The sequence below is a fragment of the Xanthobacter oligotrophicus genome, from assembly GCF_008364685.1.
In the GTDB taxonomy this organism is placed as follows: domain Bacteria; phylum Pseudomonadota; class Alphaproteobacteria; order Rhizobiales; family Xanthobacteraceae; genus Xanthobacter; species Xanthobacter oligotrophicus.
In genome coordinates this window covers 197599-220074 of sequence record NZ_VTTL01000012.1, presented here as the reverse complement: position 1 = coordinate 220074, position 22476 = coordinate 197599, and the positions used below count along the sequence as shown (strand labels likewise).

Sequence of the window (22476 nt, the reverse complement as noted above, 5' to 3'; positions counted from 1 at the left end):
ATTCAGATCTGGACCAACGCGCCGCGCACCTGCGGCGCGTTTTTTTATGCCCCCTACTCCGCCGCCTCCACCCGCGCCGGATCGTAATTGAGGATGGGGGCGAGCCACTTCTCGGCCTCCTCCACGCTCCAGCCCTTGCGGGCGGCGTAGTCCTCCACCTGGTCGCGCTCGATGCGGCCGACGCCGAAATAGGCGCTCTCGGGGTGGGCGAAATACAGCCCCGACACCGCCGCTCCCGGCCACATGGCGAAGCTCTCCGTCAGCTGGATGCCCGCCTTGTGGGTGGCGTCGAGCAGGCGGAAAATCGTCGCCTTTTCCGTGTGGTCGGGCTGGGCCGGATAGCCGGGCGCGGGGCGGATGCCGCGATAGCGCTCGGCGATGAGGTCGTCGTTGGCCAGCGCCTCGTCCGCCGCATAGCCCCAAAGCCCGGTGCGCACCAGATGGTGCAGGCGCTCGGCGAAGGCCTCGGCGAGGCGGTCGCACAGGGCCTTGAGCAGAATGGCGGAATAATCGTCGTTGGCCGCCTTGAAGGCCGCCACCCGCTCCTCCTCGCCTATGCCGGTGGTCACCGCGAAGCCGCCCACATAGTCGGCGACCCCGGTCTCCAGCGGCGCGACGAAGTCCGAAAGCGCCAGGTTGAAGCGCCCGTCCCGCTTGGCGAGCTGCTGGCGCAGGGTGTGGAGGGTGGCGAGCGGCGTCTTGCGGGTGTCGTCGCGGAACAGGACGATGTCGTCGCCCATGGCGTTGGCGGGCCAGAAGCCCACCACGGCGCGGGCGCTCACCCACTTCTCCTCGACCATCTTCTCCAGCATCGCCTGAGCGTCGGAAAACAGCGCGCGGGCCGGCTCGCCCACCACAGGGTCCTCAAGGATGGCCGGGTATCGTCCGGTCAGTTCCCAGGACTGGAAGAAGGGCGTCCAGTCGATGAAGGGCACAAGGTCCGCGAGGTCGTGGTCCTCGAACACCTGGGTGCCGAGGAAGCCGGGCCGGGGTGCCTCATAGGCGGAGAAGTCCAGCTTCAAGCCGTTCTCCCGCGCCTTGGCGAGGGGCACGCGCTGCTTGTTGGCGTCCGCCCGCGCATGGGCCTCGGCGAGCTTCTTGTACTCAGCACGGATGTCGGCCACATAGGCCCCGCGCGTCTCCTGATTGAGCAGGTTGGAAACCACGCCCACCGCCCGGCTGGCATCGGTGACATAGACCGCCTGCCCGCGCTCGTAGCGGGGCGAGATCTTCACTGCGGTATGGACGCGCGAGGTGGTGGCCCCGCCGATGAGCAGCGGCAGGGAAAAGCCCTCGCGCTCCATCTCGGCGGCCACATTCACCATCTCGTCCAGAGACGGGGTGATGAGGCCGCTAAGGCCGATCACGTCCACCTTCTGCGCCTTGGCGGTTTCGAGGATCTTGGCCATGGGCACCATGACGCCGAGGTCGATGACCTCGTAATTGTTGCACTGGAGCACGACGCCCACGATGTTCTTGCCGATGTCGTGCACGTCGCCCTTCACGGTCGCCATCAGCACCTTGCCGGCGGCCGAGGCGGAGGTGACGCCCATCTCCGCCTTTTCCGTCTCCATGAAGGGCATGAGATAGGCCACCGCCTGCTTCATCACGCGGGCGGACTTCACCACCTGGGGCAGGAACATCTTGCCGGCGCCGAACAGGTCGCCCACCACGTTCATGCCCGCCATCAGCGGACCCTCGATGACGTGGAGCGGGCGGGCGACGGATTGGCGCGCCTCCTCGGTGTCCACCTCCACGAAGTCGGTGATGCCGTTGACGAGGGCATGGGCGAGGCGCTTGTCCACCGGCCAGGTGCGCCAGGCGAGATCCGCCTCCTTCTTCTCCTTGCCGGCCGTGCCCTTGAAGCCTTCCGCGATCTCCAAAAGGCGCTCGGTGGCATCGGGACGGCGGTTCAGCACCACGTCCTCGCAGGCCTCGCGCAGGCCGGGCTCGATCTCGTCATAGACGGCGAGCTGGCCGGCATTGACGATGCCCATGTCCATACCCGCCTGGATGGCGTGATAGAGGAACACCGCGTGCATGGCCTCGCGCACCGGCTCGTTGCCGCGGAACGAGAACGACAGGTTGGAGACGCCGCCCGACACGTGCGCGTGGGGCAGGTTCTGCCGGATCCAGCGGGTCGCCTCAATGAAGGCGACGCCATAGCCGGAATGCTCCTCGATGCCGGTGGCCACCGCGAAGATGTTGGGATCGAAGATGATGTCTTCCGGCGGGAAGCCCAGCTCTTCCGTGAGGATGCGATAGGCCCGGGCACAGATCTGGGTCTTGCGCTCGAAGCTGTCGGCCTGGCCCTCCTCGTCGAAGGCCATCACCACCACGGCGGCGCCATAGGAGCGCACCAGCCGCGCCTTCTCGCGGAAGGCGTCCTCGCCCTCCTTCATGGAGATGGAATTGACGATGCCCTTGCCCTGGAGGCGCTTCAGCCCCTGCTCGATGATCTCCCACTTGGAACTATCCACCATCACCGGCACCTTGGCGATGTCCGGCTCGGCGGCGACGAGATTGAGGAAGGTGATCATGGCCGCCTCGCTGTCGAGGAGGCCTTCGTCCATGTTGATGTCGATGACCTGGGCGCCGCTCTCCACCTGGTCGCGCGCCACCGCGAGGGCCGCGGCGAAGTCGCCGTTGGTGACGAGCTTGCGGAAGCGGGCGGAGCCGGTGACGTTGGTGCGCTCGCCCACGTTCACGAAGGGAATTTGCGGCGTCAGCTCGAACGGCTCGAGGCCGGCGAGGCGCAGGCGCGGCTCGATCTGCGGCACCATGCGCGGCGCCTTGCCCTTCACGGCTTCCGCGATGGCGCGGATGTGGGCGGGCGTGGTGCCGCAGCAGCCGCCCACGATGTTCACGAGACCGGAGACGGCGAACTCGCCCACCAGTTCCGCCATGGCCTGCGGGCTCTCGTCATACATGCCGAATTCGTTGGGCAGGCCGGCATTGGGATAGGCACACACCAGCGTGTCCGCCACCCGGCCGATCTCGGCCACATGGGCGCGCATCTCCCGCGCTCCCAGCGCGCAATTGAGGCCGATGGAGAACGGCCGGGCGTGCTGGAGCGAATACCAGAAGGCGGCGGGCGTCTGGCCCGACAAGGTGCGGCCGGACAGGTCGGTGATGGTGCCGGAGATCATCACCGGCAGGCGGGTACCGCGCTCGGCGAACAGCTGCTCGATGGCGAAGATGGCCGCCTTCGCGTTCAGCGTGTCGAAGATGGTCTCCACCAGCAGGATGTCCGCCCCGCCGTCGACCAAGCCGCGTGCCTGCTCGTGATAGGCGCGGGCGAGGTCGTCGAAGGTCACGGCGCGGAAGCCGGGGTCGTTCACGTCAGGCGAAATGGAGGCGGTGCGGTTGGTTGGGCCGAAGGCGCCGGCGACGAAGCGCGGGCGGCCGTCCTCGGCCTGGGCGATGTCACCGGCCTCCCGGGCAAGGCGCGCGCTCTCGAAATTCAGCTCGTAGACCAGCTCTTCCATGCCGTAGTCGGCCTGGGCGATGGAGGTGCCGGAGAAGGTGTTGGTCTCCACCATGTCCGCGCCGGCGCGGAAATATTCAAGGTGGATGGCCCGCACCGCGTCGGGCTGGGTGAGACTGAGAAGGTCGTTGTTGCCCTTCACGTCGCGCGGCCAATCGGCAAATCGCGCCCCGCGATAGCCGGCCTCGTCCAGCTTCAGCCCCTGGATCATGGTGCCCATGGCGCCGTCGAGCACGAGAATGCGCTCGGACGCGGCCTTGGCGAGGGCTGAGAAGGTGTCGGCGGCGCGGGTTTCGGTCATGGCTGAAGTTCTCGGGCTCGGGGCTTGGGACAGCCTCGGTGAAACAGATGGGCGTCCGTCGCCGGACGAAAACACGACATCGTCGCCAATTTTGCCGGCGCCGATGGGAATGTGGCTCCCTCTCCCTCCCCCGCAAGCGGGAGAGGGCTTTTAGCGCTCAGACGGCGACAGCTTTTGGCGCATCCGCCAGCACGCCCGCCGCCTTGGGCCGCAGGCCCAGCAGGTGGCAGATGGCGTAGACCAGGTCGGCGCGGTTCAGCGTATAGAAATGGATATCGGTGACGCCGCGATCAACGAGGTCCGTCACCTGCTCAGCGGCCACGGCGGCGGCGATGAGCTTGCGCGTCTCCACGTCGTCGTCGAGCCCCTCGAACCGCCGCAGCAGCCAGGCCGGCACGCTGGCGCCAGTGCGGGTGGCGAAGCTGGAGGCCTGCTTGAAGTTGGTCACCGGCAGGATGCCGGGCACGATGGGAATGTCGATGCCCCGCGCCCGCACCTTGTCCAGATAGCGGAAATACACGTCGTTCTCGAAGAAGAACTGGGTGATGGCGCGGGTAGCGCCCGCATCCACCTTGGCTTTGAGCACATCGATGTCGGCATCGAGGCTGGCGCTCTCGGGGTGCTTTTCGGGATAGGCGGACACCGACACCTCGAAATCGCCCAGGCGCTTGATGCCGGCCACCAGGTCATTGGCATAGGCATAGCCGCCGGGATGGGGCTCGTAGGCCGTGCCCACTCCGGTCACCGGATCGCCGCGCAGAGCCACGATATGTTTCACGCCCGCCTCGCCATAGGCGCGCACCACGGCGTCGATCTCGTCCCGGGTCGCGGCCACGCAGGTGAGGTGGGCGGCGGGGGCAAGGTCGGTCTCCTTGGCGATGCGCTCCACGGTGGCGTGGGTGCGCTCGCGGGTGGAGCCGCCGGCGCCGTAGGTGACCGAGACGAAATCGGGCGACAGCGGCGCGAGGCGGGCAATGGACGACCACAGGGTCTTTTCCATCTCCGGCGACTTCGGCGGGAAGAACTCGAAGGAGACCTTCACCGGCGGCCGGTCCATCTCCCGGCTCGCCCGGACCGGGGCGGGAGCAGGAGCAAGGGCAGGCGTGGTCATCAGGCAATCTCCCTGTCGGCAAGGTCGGCCTCGGCCATGAGCACGCGCGGATCGCGCGCCAGCCAGAGCGAAACGGTGAGCCCGTCCCCCGCCTTGCCGTCGGGCGCGAGGGTGCGGAATGTGACGAGGTCGAGCCCGGCGTCGGCCAGCCAGCCCTCCACCGTCTCGCGCGGGAAGCCGAGATGGCGGTGGGCATGGGCGTCGCGCAGGAATTCGAGGCCGTGGGGGGCGAAATCCACCACCAGCAGGCGCCCGCCGGGGCGCAGCACCCGCGCCGCCTCCTTCAGGGCGCGGCCGCCGTCGTCGAGATAATGCAGCACCTGATGCACGATCACCGCATCGAACGAATCGCGCGGCGCCGGCACGGCATAGATGTCGCTTTGGCGCAGCAGGCAATGGCGGATGCCGGCGCGCTCCAGATGGGTGCGGGCAACGCCCAGCATGTCCGGCGACAGGTCGATGCCCATGCCGCGCTCGATATCGGGGGCGAACACCTCCAGCATGCGGCCGGTGCCGGTGCCGAGATCCAGCAGCGACTGGATCGGCGTGGCGCCCAGCACCTGTCGCACCGCCGCTTCCACCGCCGCCTCGGGCACGTGGAGCCGGCGAATCTCATCCCACTCGCGGGCGTGGGCGGCAAAATAGGCCTGCGCCGCCGCGGCGCGGGCCGCCCGCACCGCCACGAGGCGCGCCCGGTCGCCCACCAGCACCGGGTCGTCGCGATCCAGCAGCTCAAGAAGCGCGGCGCCGATTCGCCCGCCCGCCCCGTCCGCTGCCCGGCGATAGAAGATCCAGCTTGCCTCCCGGTGCCGCTCCACCAGCCCGGCCTCGGCCAGGAGCTTGAGATGGCGGGAGATGCGCGGCTGGGACTGGCCCAGGATCTCGGTGAGGTCCGAAACGGTCAGCTCCGCCTCGCCCAGCACCGCGATCAAGCGCAGGCGCGTGTCCTCGCCCGCCGCCTTCAGGCTTTCGAGCACGGCGGGGAACGACAGGGACGGGCGGACCTTCGGATTTGACATAAAGATATCTTTATATCCTAACGTCGCCACATTCAAGCGCCTCCGCTGCACCATGACGCGGGGGCGCGCGGGCCGTTATCAGCCATGCCGATCACGATCAGCGGCGCTGCGAGAAGGGCCGTTGCGCCCACACAACGGCGGGCATACACGCTTTTGTCACAGATCGGCGGAGGTGAGGGAGCGCCCGGCGCTTCCGTACGATATTACCGATGCGGCGTGCGAAATTTTCCGCGCTCCGTTTCCAATTTCGTCACGTTTCACGGTTAACCCTCTCATATGACCCTGCGCCACAAACTTCTCCTCGCCGCCTTCGGGGCATCGGTTCTCACCGCGCCGGCCTTCGGCCAGCCTGCCAATGGCACGAGCTACAGCCTGCCCGCCAACGGGGCGGACGAAGAGGAAACGGGCACGCTGCCGCCCGGCTCCGTGGGGGGCTATGGCGCGCCGCCGCCCGGCTATTCCGATCCCTATGCCCGCCAGGCGCCCGTGCGCCGCGACCAGTTGGAGCGCACCGAGCTGCCGCCCCCCGGCCAGCAGGCAGCGCCGGGCTATGGCGCGCCCGCGGCGCAGCCTTATCCGCAGCAGGCCTACCCCCAGCAGGGCTATCCGCAGCCGGTGCAGCCGAACTATTCCGCCGCGCCGAGCGCCGTCGCCCCCCAGGGCGGCCCGCAGCCGGGCGCGGTCGTGCCCCAGGGCCAGGCTTACGGAAATCAGCCCTACGGCAACCAGGGCTACAGCCAGCAGACCTATGCCGCGCCCCAGGCCGGCGCGCCGCCGGCCGGTGTCTACGGCCAGCAGGCCCCCGCCTATGAGCCCCCGGCGCAGGCCACCTACGGCGGTTCCGGCCGCGGCGCGGTGGACCAGGACGCCCTTTACGCCAGCATCAACGCCGGGCCGCCGCCCGCCGGCGCCTATGCGACGAACTCCGCCGTGGTGCCCGGCACCACCGAGGCGCCGTCCGGCCCGCGCATCGAGAACGTGGACCCCACCGAGCCGGTGCCGGAGCGTTTCCGCCGCCAGACGGTGGACTATGTGACCACCCAGCCGGCCGGCACCATCATCATCGATACGCCTAACACCTACCTCTATTACGTGGTGGGCGGCGGCAAGGCGATCCGCTACGGCATCGGCGTGGGCCGCGAGGGCTTCACCTGGGCCGGCACCCAGAAGATTTCCCGCAAGGCGGAATGGCCCGATTGGCGCCCGCCGTCGGAGATGATCCAGCGCCAGCCCTACCTGCCGCGCTTCATGGCCGGCGGCCCGGGCAATCCCATGGGTGCCCGCGCGCTCTATCTGGGCAGCACCGAATACCGCATCCACGGCACCAACGAGCCCCAGACCATCGGCAAGTTCGTGTCGTCCGGCTGCTTCCGCCTGCTGAACGCCGACATCGAAGATTTGTTCGACCGCGCCGGCGTGGGCACCAAGGTGGTGATCCTGCCGAAGACCGGCACCCCGCAGGCCAATGCCGGCGCCCCCGCCCCGGTCTCCACCGCGTCTGCCGGCAAGCCGGTGGTCCCGGCCCAGCGCTGATTCTTCAAACCCGGTCGGCGCCTTGCGCCGGCCGGGTTTTCCTGCCTGCGTCGCCTGCCTCCGCTAAGTCGCCACGCGCCCGAACATCCCCCCGCGCGGGATGCCTCCCCGGTCTCAATCCGGGCCGACGCGATGACGGCAATGCCTGAGCCCGCCCCATAGGCTCTTTTCCAGCCCGCCTCCCGCTCCGTACAGCTCCGGCGTGCGAATCGCTCCGGCGGCGGACAGGCGCCCTTCGCACCACCCATCACGATCCTGAGGTCTTGCCCCCGATGCCGGGGCTGGTCCTGCGCGTGCCGGCCAGGGCACCGGATTGCACCCCAACTCCGCTACACCCCGCGCTGTGAGCTGCCGGTTCCTCCTGTATGATCACAGCGGGTGGAACGACTCACCCCAACCGGCGAGGGCGCCATGCCCGTCGCATCCGGAGACGGCAAAATGACAATGCCTGCGCAGACTCCCGCATCCACGGTCACCGACCAGCTTCACGCCGTGCGCGCCAGCTGGGGCTGGTTCGCGGTGCTGGGCATCGCCTTTATCGTGCTCGGGTTCGTGGCCCTCGCCCATGTGCTCGCCTCCACCTTCGTCACGGTGCTGTGGGTGGGCGCGCTCGTTCTCGTGGGCGGCGTGGTCCAGGTCATCCACGCCTTCCGGGTCCAGGGCTGGGGCCGGTTCTTTTACTGGCTGCTGGCCGGCGTGCTCTACGTGGTAGCCGGCGGCCTCATGATCAACAACCCGCTGCTCGGCGCCGGCGTGCTGACCCTGATGATCGGCGTGGCGCTGGCGGTGGAAGGCATCTTCCGCATCTTCGCCGGCGTCGGCTCCCGTCCCGCCAAGGGCTGGGGCTTCATCGTGGTGTCGGGCATCGTCACCTTGCTGCTTGGCGCCATCATCATCGCCCGCTGGCCGGTGAACTCGGTCTACATCCTCGGCCTGTTCCTGGGCGTGGACCTCATCGTCAACGGCGTCGGCACGCTGATGTTCGGCCTCGCCCTGCGCGAGAAGAAGGGCTGAGGCGGCCCGGACCACCGGTCGGAGTGCTGCCGACCCCATATATCCTCCTGCCCGGCCACGGCCGGGGGCAATAGCCGCGACCGGGCGAGGAGGACCGTCCCGGGGGGCGCCGGGACAGCTTGTGTCCACCCGAGCGCGACGCCCGGGTGGCGCATTCATTCGGCCGGCTGCGGCAGGGCCGCCGGCACGGGTTCGTCGTCCGTCACCTTCACGCGGAACCAGGTGGCGTAGAGCGCCGGCACCACCAGCAGGGTGAGCACGGTTGCCACCAGCAGGCCGCCCATGATGGTCACCGCCATGGGGCCCCAGAACACGCTTTCCGCGAGCGGGATCATGCCCAGCACCGCTGCCAGCGCGGTGAGCACCACCGGCCGCGCCCGGCGGACCGTCGCATCCACGATGGCGCGGTGGGGGGTGTGGCCGTCGCGGATGTCATGGTCGATCTGGTCCACCAGGATCACCGTGTTGCGCATGATCATGCCGGCGAGCGCGATGAGCCCCAGCAGCGCCACGAAGCCGAACGGCTTGTGGGCGATGAGCAGCCCCGCCGCCGCGCCGATGAGCCCGAGCGGCGCCGTGGCCAGCACCAGCGCCAGGCGCGAGAAGCTCTGCAGCTGGATCATCAGCAGCGTCAGCATCACGATGATCATCACCGGGAACACCGCCGCCAGCGAGGCATTGGCCTTGGCGCTCTCCTCGATGGAGCCGCCCGTCTCGATGCGGTATGCGGGCGAAAGCTCCGCCTTGATGGCGGCGAGCCGGGGCAGGATGCGGGTGGTCACGTCCGGCGGTTGCACCCCGTCCTTCACGTCGCCGCGCACGGTGAGCACAAGGTCGCGGTCGCGCCGCCAGAGGATGGGCTCCTCATGGGCATAGGCGATGCGCGCCACCTGCCCCAGCGGCACGGCGAGCCCGTTGCGGGTGGTCACCGTGAGGGCGGCGAGGTGCTCAAGGTCCACCCGCTCCTCGGGCACGGCGCGGGCCACCACGTCGATGAGCAGGTTGCCCTCGCGGTGCTGGGTCACGGTATAGCCGGAGAGCAGGGTCTGCAGGGTCTCGGCGAGATCGCGCGGGGTGGTGCCGAGGGCGCGGGCGCGGTCCTGGTCCACGGCGAGGGTGATGGACTTGACCTGCTCGCCCCAATTGAGGTGCGGGTCGATCATGTCCTTGTCGGCGGCCATGACCACGCGCACCTTCTCGGCGATGTCGCGCACCGCGATGGGGTCCGGCCCCACCACGCGGAACTGCACCGGGAAGCCCACCGGCGGGCCGAACACGAAGCGGTCCACCCGCACCCGGGCTTCCGAGAGCGCGCCCTCGGCGAGGGCGGTGTCAAGGCGGGCCTTGAGCCGCTCGCGGGCCTCGATGTCCTTTGCCACGATGACGATCTGCGCGAAATTCGGGTTCGGCAGCACGGGGTTGAGGCCGAGCCAGAAGCGCGGGGCGCCGCGGCCCACGTAAGTCGTCGCCGTCGCCACGTCAGCATCGTCGCCGATCAGGGCCTCGGCCTTCTTCGCGGTGGCCTCGGTGACGGTGATGGACGTGCCCTCGGGCAGGCGCATCTCCAGGAACAGCTCGGGCCGGGTGGAGGTGGGGAAGAACTGCTGCTGCACCAGGCCGAAGGCGACGATGGAGCCGGCGAACAGAGCCACCGTGGCTCCGATCACCTTGAAGCGGTGCCGCAGGCTTGCTTCCAGCAGCCGGCGGAAGGCGCGGTAGAGCCGGCCGTCGTGCATCTCGTGGGCGTGGCCCTTCTTCATGTCGGGCAAAAGCACCGTGCCGAGATAGGGCGTGAAGATCACCGCCACGAACCACGATGCGATGAGGGCGAAGCCCACCACCCAGAATATGCCGCCGGCATATTCGCCGGAGGACGACTTGGCGAAGCCCACGGGCAGGAAGCCGGCGGCCGTCACCAGCGTGCCGGTAAGCATGGGGAAGGCGGTGGAGGTCCAGGCGAAGGTGGCCGCGCGCATGCGGTCCCAGCCTTCCTCCATCTTCACCACCATCATCTCGATGGCGATGATGGCATCGTCCACCAAAAGGCCCAACGCGATGATGAGCGCGCCCAGCGTGATGCGGTGCAGGTCCATGCCGGTGGCGAACATCACCAGGAACACGATGGCCAGCACCAGCGGCACGGAGAGCGCCACCACGATGCCGGTGCGGAAGCCCAGCGACAGGAAGCTCACCACCAGCACGATGACGAGGGCTTCCACGAAGGTCTTCAGGAACTCTCCCACCGAGTCGCCGACGATGTGCGGCTGGTCGGCCACCTGGGTCACGTCGATGCCCACGGGCAGCTCGGCGGTGGCCTCCGCCATGGCCGCCTTCAGCTCGTTGCCGAGGGTAATAATGTTGGTGCCCGCCGCCATGGACACGCCGATGCCAATGGCCGGGCGGCCATGCTGGCGCACCAGGAAGGCGGGCGGGTCCTCATAGCCGCGCTTCACGGTGGCGATGTCGCCGAGGCGCACCAGCGAGCCGTTCACAGCCACCGGAACTTCGGCGATGGCCTCCACGCCGCTGAACGCGCCAGACAGGCGCAGGTTGATGCGGTCGGAGCGGGTATCCACCGCGCCGCCCGCCACCACGGCATTCTGCCGGGCGACGCTGTCGAACACCTGCGCCGGGGTGACGCCCAGGTTGGCGAGGCGGGCGTGGGAGAACTCGATATAGATGCGCTCGGGCCGCTCGCCGATGAGGTCGACCTTCTCCACGTCCTTCACGCGCAGGAGGCGCTGGCGGATGATCTCGGCCTGCCGCTTCAGCTCGGCCGGGGCGGCGCCCTCCCCGCTCAGCATGTAGAGGGCGGAATAGACGTCGCCATATTCGTCGTCGAAGCCGGGGCCGATGACGCCTGCCGGCAGGTCGCCGCGCATGTCGGCGACCTTCTTGCGCACCTGGTACCAGAGGTCCTTCACCTCCCGCGCCGGAGTGGAATCCGCCAGGAAAATCTGCACGAAGGAGACGCCGGGCCGGGAATAGCTCTCCACCCGGTCGAGATGCGGCAGGGATTGCAGCTTCTTCTCGATGGGGTCGGCCACCTGGGCCTGCATTTCGGAAGCGGTGGCCCCCGGCCACGCCGCCTGCACCACCATGACCTTGATGGTGAAGGAGGGATCCTCGGCGCGGCCGAGGTTGAGGTAGGAATAGGCACCCGCCGCCGCCAGCAGCAGGATGGCGAACAGGGTCAGGGCGCGGTGGGTGATGGCCCAGCGCGACAGGTTGAAGCCTGAGCCCGCATCATCGGGGCCGCTCGCGGGAGTATGGTCGGCGGGGCTCACGGCCGGATCTCCTTGAGGCCGGCGGCGGCCATGTCGGTGGAGCCGGGCAGCCGGGAGGTACGTACCTTCTGGCCCGGCAGCAGCGTCTGCACGCCCAGCGTCACCACCTCGTCGCCGGGCGCGACGCCGGCGGCCACCAGCACCTGGTCCTCCGTATAAGCGGCGATGGTGACGGGCCGGGCGGCGAGGGTGCGGCTGGCCCCGTCCACCACGAACACCTGCGGACCATGGCCCCGATCGATGACGGCGGACAAGGGCAGTCGCGCCACCGCCTGCTGGTCCTTCGGGCGCAGGGTGACGGTGGCGGTCATGCCGAGGGCGACGCTGGCGTCCGCGCCGGTCAAGGTGAAGCGGGCGGGATAGGTACGCGAGGTGGCATCGGCCTGGGGCGAAAGCTCGCGCAAATTGGCGGGAATGCGCCGGCCCGGCTCGGCCCACAGCGTCACGAAGGCGTCGGAGGCGCGGGCATCGGCCAGCGCCGTCTCGGGCAGGGAGACCACGGCCTCCTTCTCGTCCAGACGCGCCACGCGGACGATGGTCTGGCCGGAGGACACCACCTGCCCCGGCTCGGCGGCGGTGGCCACCACCACGCCGGCGGCGTCGGCCACGAGCTCGGCGTAGGAGAGCCGGTTCTCGGCCAGCTCAAGCGACCGCTTCGCCCGCTCGATGCGCCCTACCGCCTCTTCCTTGGCGAGGGACTTTCGGTCAAGGTCGGCGGTGGATGAGTAGCCCTTGGCGGTGAGCGAGCGGTAGCGGCCATCCTCGGCGGAGGTCTGGTTGAGATTGGCGGTGGCTGCGGCAAGCTCCGCCCGGGCGCTCTCCAGCTCCAGCCTCAGGTCTTCGGGATCCATGCGGGCGACCACGTCGCCCGGCGCCACGAGGTCGCCCACCTCCACCTTGCGCTGCACCATCTTGCCGCCCACGCGGAAGGCGAGGTCGATCTCCCGCCGCGCCCGGACCACGCCGACGAAGGTCTTCTCCGCATCCCGCGGCTTGAAGGCGACCGTGGTGACCTGCACCGGCCGGGCCACGACCTGAGGCGCATCCGCCTGGGTCTGAGCGGGCGCGGACTCGCCGCAGCCGGTCAGAAGGGCGGCGACGGCAGCAAGGGACATGGCGAAAAGGCCAGCACGCAAGAGGCGGGGCGCACCGGAAGGCACATGGGGTGTCATATGGGGTTCGGGGGCAGCGATGGGCATGGCACGGTCCTGTCAAATGTCGAGTAACAGCTCAACGCTGACGAAATTCGTCTTTCATCACTTTTAGGGCGCACGAAGGCGCGCGGATCACCCCCGTTCAGGGGAGCGGCGTCCGTTCCACCTCGATGCTCCGCAGAATGAAGCTGAGGCTGGCCCGTAGGCCGGCCTCCAGGTCCTCGTCGATATGCTGGACCACCAGCACCGGGTGGCAATAGCGCACGGTCGCGCCGAGGATGATCAGGCTCGCCATCCCCGGATCGTGGGGCACGAAGACGCCGCTCTCGATGCCCTCGCCCAGCACCTTGGCGATCATGCCGCCGATGCGCGCCTTGTGGGCCTCGATGGCATCCCAATTGTTCTCCATGGCCACCAGCACCATGTCGTGCACACGGCGCTCCTCAAGGAAATTCTCCTTGTGGTAGCGCAGGATGGTCACGAAGCCTTCAATGATCCGCTCCTGCGGGGTGCCCTCTCCCACGAGCACGGCGGCGATCTGCGCCTCGTTCTCAAGCAGGGTGCGGGTGCAGATGGTGGCGACGATGGCGGTCTTGGACGGGAAGAAGCGATAGACGTTGGCGGCCGACATGCCCAACTCGGCGGCGATGTCCGCCACCGCTGTCTTGGCGAAACCCATGCGGCGGAACAGCTCCTCCGCCGTCCGCGCGATGCGCTCGCGGGTCTCGTCCGCCGTCTCCTTCACCCGGATGTTCAAGGCCATCTCCATCAGAACTGACGAATATCATAAATCATCAGTTCTAAAATTCCAAGAGCCCGATGGAAAATTCCGGCGACCCTGTCGGAGCGCGCCCGGCGCCTGCGTCCTCGGGAGGAGACCGGGCGGGGCCGGCTGGCGCGAGGGAGGAGCAAATGGCGCGAACGGTGCTGGTGCTGGTGGGAACCAGGAAGGGGGCCTTCATCCTCGAAAGCGACGGGGGCCGCAGCGCATGGACCCTGCGCGGCCCCTATTGCGAGACCTGGCCCATGAACCATGTGGTCGGCGATCCGGCCACGGGACGCATCTATGCGGGCGGCGGCAACGAATGGTTCGGCCCCGCCGTGTGGCAGTCGGACGATCTCGGCGCCTCCTGGCGCCATTCCAGCCGGGGCCTTGCCTATGCCGAGGGCGAGACGCCGGTGAAAACCGTGTGGAGCCTCGCCGCAGGGTCCGGCGGCGCGCTCTATGCCGGGGTGGAGCCGGCCGGCCTGTTCCGCTCCGACGATGGCGGGGAGAGCTTCACCCACCTGGACGGGCTCCAGCAGCACCCCTCCCGCGCCGAATGGAATCCCGGCGGGGCCGGGCTGATCCTGCATTCCCTCGTTCTGGACCCGGAAGATCCGGACGGGGTGTGGGTGGGCATCTCCGCCGCCGGCGTGTTCCACAGCGCCGATGGCGGCAAGACCTGGGACGCCCGCAATCGCGGCACCCGCGCCGATTACCTGCCCGAGGGCCAGAATTACCCCGAGCACGGCCAGTGCGTGCATTGCGTGGTGAAGGCGCCGGGCATGCGCCATCGGCTCTACCAGCAGAACCACTGCGGCATGTACCGCTCGGATGATGGCGGCGCGAGCTGGTCCAGCATCGAGCAAGGCCTGCCCTCCAGCTTCGGCTTTCCCGCCGCCACCCATCCCCGCGATCCGGACACGCTCTTTCTGGTCCCGCTGAACGGCGACACTGCGGGCCGCTTCATGCCCGATGCCAAGGCCGCCGTCTGGCGCACCCGCGACGGCGGTGCCAATTGGACCGCCCTGCGCACGGGCCTGCCGCAGCAGAACGCTTTCTTCAACGTGCTGCGCCAGGCCATGGCCACCGATACATTGGAGCCGGCAGGCGTCTATTTCGGCACCGGCTCGGGCGAGCTTTATGTGAGCGCCGACGAGGGCGAGAGCTGGAGCCGCATCGCCGAGCACCTGCCGGCCATATCGTCGGTGGAGACCCTCGTCGTGGAGGCATGAGCATGCCCGCCGATCCGCAATCGCCGCTCCCCGCTCCCGTGCGGGTGCGGCTGCCGGCCCATCTGGTGCGGCTGTTCCCGGATGGCGAGACGCTGGTGGAGGTGGCGGCCGGCGATGTCCGGCAGCTCATGGACGCGCTGGAAGCGCGCTGGCCCGGCATGCGCGGCCGGCTCTGCGACAAGCGCCCGGCCATCCGCCGGCACATCAACGTGTTCGTGGACGGCCGCCGGGCACGGCTCGACACGCCGCTCGCGCCCGGGGCAGACGTCTTCGTCCTCACCGCCATCAGCGGCGGCTGAGCCCTGCGGGCCACCCCGCGGCGACGCGGATAAAATGTTAAGATTCAGTTAATTATCACCGGCTGTTGAGGCGAAAGCTCAAGCTTGTCCCAGCCTCCGGCCCCAAAGCCCCGTCCCACTGCCCTCCCCGCGCGGGCGCCTGCCGGGGAGGGTCGCTTTGTTTTCAATAGGGTAAACGAACTACTTCACGCGCCCGTCGGCAATCAGGCAGCCGGGCGGGAAAGGCGTGCCGGCAAGGGCTGCCGCCACGCACTGCGCGGAAATGAGGTTGCCGCGGGCCAGCGCCTCGTGGCTCGATCCCGCCGCATGGGCGGTGGCCACCACGTCCTCACGGGCCGCCAGGGCTTCGGCGACCGCCTGCCGGTCCGGGTCAGCCTCCGCCTCGAACACGTCGAGGCCGGCGCCGGCGATCTCGCCCTGTTCGAGCGCGGCGAAGAGGGCCGCGTCGTCGATGAGGCCGCCGCGGGAGGTGTTCACCACCACCGCGCCGCTCTTCATGGCCTTCAGCGTCGCGGCATTGATGACGTGGCGGGTTTCCGGCACCAGCGGGGCGTGAAGGCTCACCACGTCGCTCCTCGCGATCAGCTCGTCCAGCGGCACGAAGGTGACGCCGGAAGCCTCGGGATCCGGCGTGCGCGAGGTGACCAGCACCGTCACGTCGAAGCCGGACAGGCGGCGCGCCACCTGCCGGCCGATGCGGCCGAAGCCGATGAGGCCCACCGTCTTGCCGGTAAGGTCGGCCCCGCTGACCACCCGCCAATCGCCGCGCGCGATGGCGGCGGCATTGGCCTTCAGGCGGCGCAGCACCGCGAGAATGAGGGCGAGGGTATGGTCCGCCACCGCCGGATCGTTGGCCCCAGCCGCGATGGTGACCACCCGGCCGAGATCGCGCGCCGCGTCCAGGTCCACCCGGTCGTAGCCGACGCCCCGCCGGGCGATCACCTTCAGCTGCGGATGGGCCGCCAGGACCTCGCGCGTCACCGCCCGCTGGCCCACGATCCAGCCGGCCGCGCCGTCCAGCAGCGCGTTGAGATCGGCATCCGGGATATTGGTGTCGAGGGCGTCACCGGGCAGGCCGGAGGGCACCACCTCGAAGCCCTGCGCCTCCAGGAAGCGGGTGGAGGCCTCATCGAACAGGCGGGTGGTGACGAGAATTCTGGGGCGGGAGGCTGGCAACGGAGCGGACCTTTCAGGCGGAGGGCCCCCTCTCCTCTCCTTCCGCGCCGCCAAGATCAACCCCGCGAAAATCAACCCTCACATGCAAAAGGCGGCGCCGTCGGCACCGCCTTGAAAGGAAGGGGGCGAAACCGGTTCGCCCCCGAAGCCCGCCGGCCCGGCGGGCTTTATTCAGGCAGCCCTCTTCAGGCGGCCTGAGCCGATCCCACCGCCCCCTCGATGCTTTTCGGCGCCTCGGCGCCCGCAGCGGTGGCAATGGGGATGACACGGGGCTTCTTGGCCTCGGGAATGCTGCGCACGAGATCCACGTGCAGCAGGCCATTCTCAAGGGCGGCGCCCTTCACCTCCACATGATCGGCGAGCTGGAAGCGGCGCTCGAAAGCACGGGCCGCGATGCCGCGATAGAGCATCTGGCCGGCCTCGGTGGTTTCAGCCGCTTTCTTCTCGCCCTTGAGGGTGAGGGTATTCTCCTTCACCTCGATGCCCAGCTCGGCCTCGGTGAAGCCCGCCACAGCCACCGTGATGCGATAGGCATTCTCGCCGGTTCGCTCGATGTTGTAGGGCGGGTAAGTGGGCGCCGCATCCACGCCGCCGACGGAATCGAGCAGCGAGAACAGCCGGTCGAATCCAACGGTGTTGCGGTACAGCGGAGACAGATCAAAAGTACGCATGGCATATCCTCCTTTGAAGCGACATGCAGGACCCTCCGAAGCCGGGTCCGGTTCCGGCGCCGCCACGAGTGCCCGGCGCCTGTGGAGGATGTGGGGAGGCCATTTTCGGGCGTCAAGGGGCCGCCGGCGCAGGTCGCTTTCCTGAACGGTGGATGAACACCCGCGTCGGATTTCGTTCAAGCGCCACCAGTAAACTGATGACCATACGTGAAGCTCCATCCGCCAAGCGGCGGAAAGGGAGGAGCAGGCGATGCGCGCCGGCCCGGCTGCCATTTCAGCCTTCCTGTTCGCCCTGTTGGCGATGCCGGCGCCACCGGTCGCCGCCCAGTGCACGCTCGACGTGCGGCAGGAGCGCGATCTCGAGCGCGATCTCGCGTCCGGTCTCGACGCGGCGCGCGGCAAGGCCGATGCGGTCGCCAACTTGAGCGCAGAGCTAGGCAGCGCCGGGCTGGCCGGCGCCGCGCCGGGGCAAGGGGAGGCAAATAGCGCAGGCGCGCCGGGCCTCCATCTCAGCCCCGTGTCGGAGGCGTTCGCCGCCCATGCCGCCTCCCCCCTCGCCCGGAGCCGTCCCGATCCCTACCGACCCTATCAGACCCGCCCGCCCGGCGCGCCGCCGCTGAAATCCGACGAGGTGGCCGCGAACCTGAAGGCCCGTGGCTTCATTGACGTGAGCGCGGTGCGCCAGCGCGGGCGCAGCTTCCTCGCCGAGGCCACCGGGCCGCGCGGCGAAAGGGTGCGCCTGGTGCTGGATGCGGACAGCGGCGAGATCAACGGCATGCAGGTGATCGGCTTCCGACCCGCCACGCCATAAGGCCGGCCGGCGAAGGCCGCGATTGTGAAGGCCCGCCCGAGCGTGTAACCCTCGCGCACCGATCCGGGCCGGGCGTTCCGGCCTGCGACGAAGCAGAGCCAGCCGAAGCCGCGCATGACCCTGTTCGCCCTTCCGAACCATCCGGTGCCAGACGGCTGCGTCACCGGCGAACTCGTCGCCGAAGACGGCGTGAAGCTGCGGTTTGCCCGCTGGGCGCCCGAGAGCGGCAGCGTGAAGGGCACCGTCGCTCTGTTCGGCGGGCGCTGCGAATTCATCGAGAAATATTTCGAGGTGGTGCGCGAGCTGCGCTCCCGAGGCTTTGCCGTGGCTATGGTGGACTGGCGCGGCCAGGGCGGCTCCCAGCGCCTGCTGCGCAACCGGCTGAAGGGGCACGTGCCCCGCTTCTCGGATTATCTCCTGGACCTCGAGGTGTTCGCCCGCGAGGTGATGCTGCCCGATTGCCCGCCGCCCCACTTCGCGCTGGGCCATTCCATGGGCGGCACTATCCTTTTGTCCTCGGTGCTGGACGGCCAGCGCTGGTTCGACCGCATGGTGCTCACCGCCCCCATGCTGGGGCTGGATGCGGTGCCGTTCGAGGGCATCGTGCGCCCGCTGTCGTCGCTGCTCGCCCATGCGGGCTTCGCCCGCGCCTATGTGCCGGGCGGGCACGGCCGCGCGCTGTCGCGCATGCGCTTCGAAGGCAATCTCCTGACCTCGGACCGCGCCCGGTTCGAGCGCACCCAGGCCCTCGCCAAGGCCTTCCCGGAGCTGGACCTCGGCGCGCCGACCCTGGGCTGGCTCGCCGGAGCCGAGGCTCTCATGGCCGAACTGACCCATCCGGACACCATCAGCCGCATCCGCCAGCCCCTGCTCATCATCGCCGCCGGGGGCGAGCGGCTGGTCTCGAACAAGGCCATCGAGCATTTCTCGGCCCGGCTCATCGCCGGCGCCCATGTGGTGGTGCCGGCCAGCCGCCACGAGCTGATGATGGAGCGGGACATCTTCCGCGCCCAGTTCTGGGCCGCGTTCGACGCCTTCATCCCCGGCACGCCGATCCTGTGAGAGCCCGCGCCCTCAGGCTGTGAGGAGGCGCAACGCTTCCTCATGAACCTTTCGGCTGCCCGCCGCCACCACGCGCCCGCCATGCACCGGCGAGCCGCCTTCCCAACTGGTGACGATGCCCCCCGCCCCCTCGATGATGGGGACCAGGGCAATGATGTCGTGGTCCTTCAGCTCGGTCTCGATGACGAGATCCACGAGCCCCGCCGCCACCATGCAATAGGCATAGCAGTCGCCGCCGTAGCGGGAGAGGCGCGCGCGCTCCTCCACGGTCTCGAAGGCGGCGCGGTCGGTGGTGTTCATCAGGCGCGGGCTGGTGGTGAACAGGATGGCGTCCTCGAGCCGCCCGCAATCACGCGCCGACAGGATGCGTTCGCCCGCGGGGCCACGGTAGCGCGCGACGCCGCCGTCGCCGAAGAATCGCTCGCCGATGAAGGGCTGGTGCATCATGCCGTAGACCGGATCGCCGTCCTTCAGCAGGCCGATGAGCGTGCCCCAGGCCGGCAGGCCGGCGATGAACGACTTGGTGCCGTCGATGGGGTCCAGCGCCCATACATAGGGCGCATCGCTGGCCACGTTGTCGAATTCCTCGCCGATGATGCCGTGGGCCGGGAAGGTGTCGCGGATGAGCCTGCGCATGGCCTGCTCGGCGGCGCGATCCGCCTCGGTGACCGGATCGAAGCCACGGCCGGCGCCCTTGTCCTCGACGCCGAGGGCGGTGCGGAAGAAGGGCAGGATGGCCTCGCCGGAGACGGTCGCGAGCTTGTGGACGAATGCGTCGAAATCGACGGCGGTCATGACGGCTCCGCAGAATGGCAGAATGAAAGCGATGAGCGAGCCACGCATCCCGCGCCGGCATGCGGCGCCGGGGTCGCGGCGGTCAGCGCCAAAAAGCGCACGGCCGAGACGGCGCGCAACCAAAAAAGCGCGCGGCCCCGCCCCTGCCAAGGGAAAAGATCATCTTTGGAGTTCGCCGTCGCGGATTCGCCCTGCCATTGGGCGAACGGCGGGCATCGCACGTGTGCAATCGCGCACCAAATAGGCAGCCGACGAACAAAGCGCTGCAAACGAATGGTTTTAATTGATGTCAAGCTGCCCAAACAATCCGCCGGCCATGGGCTTGATGCGAAGGGGGCGCAGGAGCATATTGTTGCAGCGCGGCAATGCTTGTTGCAGTGCCGCTGCCCTCCTTGGGCGTTTCCTCCCTAGACTTGGACCGCTCCGGCAACGTGAGCGGTCCCTTTCTTTTTGGGCCTGCCCTGCGCGGGAAGGCCTCTTCCGGGATCCTTCTTCCGGGATCACCTGGACCGGCTCTTATGGGACCGGCGCTTATGGCGCGCGCTTCCTTGCCCCATCAATCGCACATTTGCCCGCAAGACCAGCTATGGGGGGCTTGGCGACCCACCACAGGCCCTGACGTCGCGTCGGACTGATCGATTGCGACTCGAAGCGAAGGGGCTCGAAGGAAAGCTCTCGGCAAAAACTTTTGCCCGCACATGGCCAGACACCTGCGCAAGCCCACTTGGCGGTGCTCTGCAACTCCCCTGAAATCAAAGGCTTATCGCAGAGTCTCAGACTGCGACAAAAGGGGACTTGATTTATGGCACCGCACTGGGCTATTTGTGCAGTGCGACATGGCGATTGGCGTCGCTGTGTCGCTGCCCTCCTTGGGCGTTTCCTCCCTAGACTTGGGCCGTTCGCTCACGCGGACGGCCCCTTTCTTTTTGGGCCTGCCGGATACGCATAGTCATGCGCCGGAAGCCTGAACGGCCGTCTAGCAGGCTTGCAGGAAGTGGTCTGCTGCCACCTTCTCCCCTCATCAAATACCATTCCGACACCAACGCGTCCGCGTTGATGTCCGCAACCGGTATAATGATGCTCAAGCCATCAGCCGTGGTGGAATTGGTAGCCGTGCCATTCGAAAAACGCAAGGCACCAGTTTAAAAAATGCAATGCTCGCTCACTCGGCTGCTGCGCGCGATGGCGCAAGCCGGTCGGTGACGGCGGCAAACAGCTCCGGCAGGAGCGCGGCGATGTCGGAACGCACACGCTCGAATCCCGCATGCCGCTCGTAGGCGGCCTCGTCCATGTAGAGGCTGCGGTTGAGTTCGATCTGCACCGCATGCAGGCCGGCGGAGGGATTGCCGTAATGCTCGGTGATATAGCCGCCGGCATAGGGCTTGTTGCGCACCACCCTGTAGCCGCGCGCGGTCAGACCCGCCTCGATGGCCTCGGTCACGATCTCGCTGCAACTGGTGCCGTAGCGGTCGCCGATGACGAAATCGGCGCGGGCCACATCCTCGCGGTTGGACGCCGAGGGCATGGAATGGCAATCCACCAGCACCGCCAGGCCCCACTGGCGCTGCACCCGGCCGATGAGCCGGCGCAGGGCCTGATGGTACGGCTTGTAATAGGTCTCGATCCGCTCCAGCGCCTCGCTCACGGCGAGGCGGCGCGGATAGATCTCCTGGGCATCCCCCACCACCCGCGCGATGGTGCCGAGCCCGCCGGACACACGGATCGACCGCGTATTGGCAAAGGGCGGCAACCGGCCGTCGAACATGCGCGGGTCCAGCTCATAGGGCTCGCGGTTGAGATCGAGGAAGGAACGCGGGAACAGCGCCCGCATCAGCGGCGCCCCCTCCGACACCGCATGGACGAACAATTCGTCCACGAAGGTATCCTCCGAGCGCCGCAGCGTGGCAAAGTCGAGCCGGGTCTGCGCAACGAAGCTGCGCGGGTAGATCCGACCGGAGTGCGGCGAATTGAAAACGAACGGCGCGGCTGTACCGGCCGGCGCGAGCACCTCGAAGGCGGGGTCTATGGCGTCGGCGAGGCAAGCGGTCATCAGGAACCCAATGGATTGGAATCGTTCCAGAAAAATCCCCCGGACCGAACCGCATGATGGCCCGGCCGGTGGCCGCTTGTGAAGAGGCGCTGCGACCTTCACTTCGAATTTACCCGATTGGGTCAGACAAGTCATATGGCCCCCGGCCCCGCACCGGGGAAGGACCGATCACGACATCAGGGGAAGTGGCGTGCCCAAGATCCTGCTCGCCGAAGATGACAACGACATGCGGCGCTTTCTTGTGAAGGCGCTTCAGAACGCGGGCTATTCCGTCGCCTCGTGCGACAATGGCCGGTCCGCCTATGAACGCATGCGCGAGGAACCCTTCGAGCTCTTGCTCACCGACATCGTCATGCCCGAGATGGACGGCATCGAACTCGCCCGCCGGGCGACCGAACTCGATCCCGACCTCAAGGTCATGTTCATCACCGGCTTCGCCGCCGTGGCGCTGAACGCCGACAACGAGGCGCCCAGCGAGGCGAAGGTGCTCTCCAAGCCCTTCCACCTGCGCGATCTCGTCTCCGAGGTGGGAAAGATGTTGGCAGCCGCCTGATCCTCACTCAGGGGCCTTGCCTCCGGCGAAACCGGCCGATATAGAGGCGGCTCCTGCGAGGGGGCGCGTAGCTCAGCGGGAGAGCACTACGTTGACATCGTAGGGGTCACAGGTTCGATCCCTGTCGCGCCCACCATCCCTCACCCTGACCTCGG

17 protein-coding genes and 1 tRNA gene are annotated in these 22476 nt (G+C 68.4%); 8 read left to right on the top strand and 10 right to left on the bottom strand.

Annotated features, from left to right (window positions below; translation table 11 throughout):
• Positions 1–53: 53 nt before the first annotated feature.
• The 3 genes from metH to FZ033_RS20155 all read right to left on the bottom strand — a co-directional run bounded on the left by metH (position 54) and on the right by FZ033_RS20155 (position 5918).
• Positions 54–3788 carry a methionine synthase gene (gene metH / locus FZ033_RS20165; RefSeq protein WP_149577851.1) on the bottom strand — a complete coding sequence of 1245 codons (3735 nt, stop codon included), beginning with the start codon at positions 3786–3788 and terminating at the stop codon, positions 54–56.
• Between the two features lie 157 nt (positions 3789–3945).
• Complete coding sequence (metF, locus tag FZ033_RS20160; protein ID WP_149577850.1) at positions 3946–4899, bottom strand: methylenetetrahydrofolate reductase [NAD(P)H]; 954 nt, start codon at positions 4897–4899, stop codon at positions 3946–3948.
• Entirely contained in the window at positions 4899–5918 is a 1020-nt protein-coding gene (locus FZ033_RS20155; protein ID WP_149577849.1) for an ArsR/SmtB family transcription factor, read from the bottom strand. The genes metF and FZ033_RS20155 overlap by 1 nt, the downstream gene beginning before the upstream one ends.
• Before the next feature lie 276 nt (positions 5919–6194).
• On the opposite strand from FZ033_RS20155, the gene FZ033_RS20150 reads away from it, so the two are divergent.
• Positions 6195–7451 (top strand): L,D-transpeptidase family protein, encoded by a 1257-nt coding sequence (locus FZ033_RS20150; RefSeq protein WP_149577848.1) that lies wholly within the window; start codon positions 6195–6197, stop codon positions 7449–7451.
• Positions 7452–7889: 438 nt separating this feature from the next.
• A complete protein-coding gene (locus FZ033_RS20145; protein WP_149577847.1) occupies positions 7890–8465 on the top strand; it encodes an HdeD family acid-resistance protein in 576 nt (191 codons plus the stop codon).
• Between the two features lie 155 nt (positions 8466–8620).
• Here FZ033_RS20145 and FZ033_RS20140 read toward each other — a convergent pair whose 3' ends face one another.
• From FZ033_RS20140 to FZ033_RS20130, 3 genes are all read right to left on the bottom strand, one after another.
• Positions 8621–11752, bottom strand: a complete 3132-nt coding sequence (locus tag FZ033_RS20140; protein ID WP_149577846.1) for an efflux RND transporter permease subunit — start codon at positions 11750–11752, stop codon at positions 8621–8623.
• Positions 11749–12951, bottom strand: a complete 1203-nt coding sequence (locus FZ033_RS20135; RefSeq protein ID WP_232847576.1) for an efflux RND transporter periplasmic adaptor subunit — start codon at positions 12949–12951, stop codon at positions 11749–11751. Before FZ033_RS20135 ends, FZ033_RS20140 begins: the two co-directional genes overlap by 4 nt.
• A 97-nt stretch (positions 12952–13048) precedes the next feature.
• Positions 13049–13663 carry a TetR/AcrR family transcriptional regulator gene (locus FZ033_RS20130; protein ID WP_188079595.1) on the bottom strand — a complete coding sequence of 205 codons (615 nt, stop codon included), beginning with the start codon at positions 13661–13663 and terminating at the stop codon, positions 13049–13051.
• A gap of 155 nt (positions 13664–13818) precedes the next feature.
• Here FZ033_RS20130 and FZ033_RS20125 point away from each other — a divergent pair, with 155 nt between their 5' ends.
• Entirely contained in the window at positions 13819–14904 is a 1086-nt protein-coding gene (locus tag FZ033_RS20125; RefSeq protein ID WP_149577844.1) for a WD40/YVTN/BNR-like repeat-containing protein, read from the top strand.
• Positions 14905–14906: 2 nt separating this feature from the next.
• Entirely contained in the window at positions 14907–15203 is a 297-nt protein-coding gene (locus tag FZ033_RS20120; RefSeq protein WP_149577843.1) for a MoaD/ThiS family protein, read from the top strand.
• 180 nt (positions 15204–15383) lie between these two features.
• Here the strand turns inward: FZ033_RS20120 and FZ033_RS20115 are convergent, their stop codons facing one another.
• Positions 15384–16379 (bottom strand): phosphoglycerate dehydrogenase, encoded by a 996-nt coding sequence (locus tag FZ033_RS20115; protein ID WP_149577842.1) that lies wholly within the window; start codon positions 16377–16379, stop codon positions 15384–15386.
• Positions 16380–16564: 185 nt separating this feature from the next.
• On the bottom strand, positions 16565–17050 hold the full coding sequence (locus FZ033_RS20110; protein ID WP_149577841.1) for an Hsp20 family protein: 486 nt from the start codon (positions 17048–17050) through the stop codon (positions 16565–16567).
• 250 nt (positions 17051–17300) lie between these two features.
• On the opposite strand from FZ033_RS20110, the gene FZ033_RS20105 reads away from it, so the two are divergent.
• Positions 17301–17861 (top strand): hypothetical protein, encoded by a 561-nt coding sequence (locus tag FZ033_RS20105; RefSeq protein ID WP_149577840.1) that lies wholly within the window; start codon positions 17301–17303, stop codon positions 17859–17861.
• A gap of 114 nt (positions 17862–17975) precedes the next feature.
• Positions 17976–18923: an alpha/beta fold hydrolase gene (locus FZ033_RS20100; protein ID WP_149577839.1), complete on the top strand. Its 948-nt coding sequence runs from the start codon at positions 17976–17978 to the stop codon at positions 18921–18923.
• A 12-nt stretch (positions 18924–18935) separates the two neighbouring features.
• Here the strand turns inward: FZ033_RS20100 and hisN are convergent, their stop codons facing one another.
• Together hisN and FZ033_RS20090 are read right to left on the bottom strand one after the other, a co-directional pair.
• Positions 18936–19718 (bottom strand): histidinol-phosphatase, encoded by a 783-nt coding sequence (gene hisN, locus FZ033_RS20095; RefSeq protein ID WP_149577838.1) that lies wholly within the window; start codon positions 19716–19718, stop codon positions 18936–18938.
• Positions 19719–20880: 1162 nt separating this feature from the next.
• Positions 20881–21768: an N-formylglutamate amidohydrolase gene (locus tag FZ033_RS20090; protein ID WP_149577837.1), complete on the bottom strand. Its 888-nt coding sequence runs from the start codon at positions 21766–21768 to the stop codon at positions 20881–20883.
• Between the two features lie 190 nt (positions 21769–21958).
• Between FZ033_RS20090 and cpdR the strand changes: the two genes are divergently transcribed.
• A complete protein-coding gene (gene cpdR / locus FZ033_RS20085; RefSeq protein ID WP_012114807.1) occupies positions 21959–22321 on the top strand; it encodes a cell cycle two-component system response regulator CpdR in 363 nt (120 codons plus the stop codon).
• Between the two features lie 61 nt (positions 22322–22382).
• A tRNA-Val gene (locus FZ033_RS20080) sits at positions 22383–22457 on the top strand.
• Positions 22458–22476 lie beyond the last annotated feature (19 nt).

Coding starts and splice junctions, on each gene's coding strand:
- metH (WP_149577851.1), bottom strand. CDS start 3,788: ATGACCGAAACCCGCGCCGCCGACACCTTCTCAGCCCTCGCCAAGGCC.
- metF (WP_149577850.1), bottom strand. CDS start 4,899: ATGACCACGCCTGCCCTTGCTCCTGCTCCCGCCCCGGTCCGGGCGAGC.
- FZ033_RS20155 (WP_149577849.1), bottom strand. CDS start 5,918: ATGTCAAATCCGAAGGTCCGCCCGTCCCTGTCGTTCCCCGCCGTGCTC.
- FZ033_RS20150 (WP_149577848.1), top strand. CDS start 6,195: ATGACCCTGCGCCACAAACTTCTCCTCGCCGCCTTCGGGGCATCGGTT.
- FZ033_RS20145 (WP_149577847.1), top strand. CDS start 7,890: ATGACAATGCCTGCGCAGACTCCCGCATCCACGGTCACCGACCAGCTT.
- FZ033_RS20135 (WP_232847576.1), bottom strand. CDS start 12,951: ATGCCCATCGCTGCCCCCGAACCCCATATGACACCCCATGTGCCTTCC.
- FZ033_RS20125 (WP_149577844.1), top strand. CDS start 13,819: ATGGCGCGAACGGTGCTGGTGCTGGTGGGAACCAGGAAGGGGGCCTTC.
- FZ033_RS20120 (WP_149577843.1), top strand. CDS start 14,907: ATGCCCGCCGATCCGCAATCGCCGCTCCCCGCTCCCGTGCGGGTGCGG.
- FZ033_RS20110 (WP_149577841.1), bottom strand. CDS start 17,050: ATGCGTACTTTTGATCTGTCTCCGCTGTACCGCAACACCGTTGGATTC.
- FZ033_RS20105 (WP_149577840.1), top strand. CDS start 17,301: ATGCGCGCCGGCCCGGCTGCCATTTCAGCCTTCCTGTTCGCCCTGTTG.
- FZ033_RS20100 (WP_149577839.1), top strand. CDS start 17,976: ATGACCCTGTTCGCCCTTCCGAACCATCCGGTGCCAGACGGCTGCGTC.
- hisN (WP_149577838.1), bottom strand. CDS start 19,718: ATGACCGCCGTCGATTTCGACGCATTCGTCCACAAGCTCGCGACCGTC.
- FZ033_RS20090 (WP_149577837.1), bottom strand. CDS start 21,768: ATGACCGCTTGCCTCGCCGACGCCATAGACCCCGCCTTCGAGGTGCTC.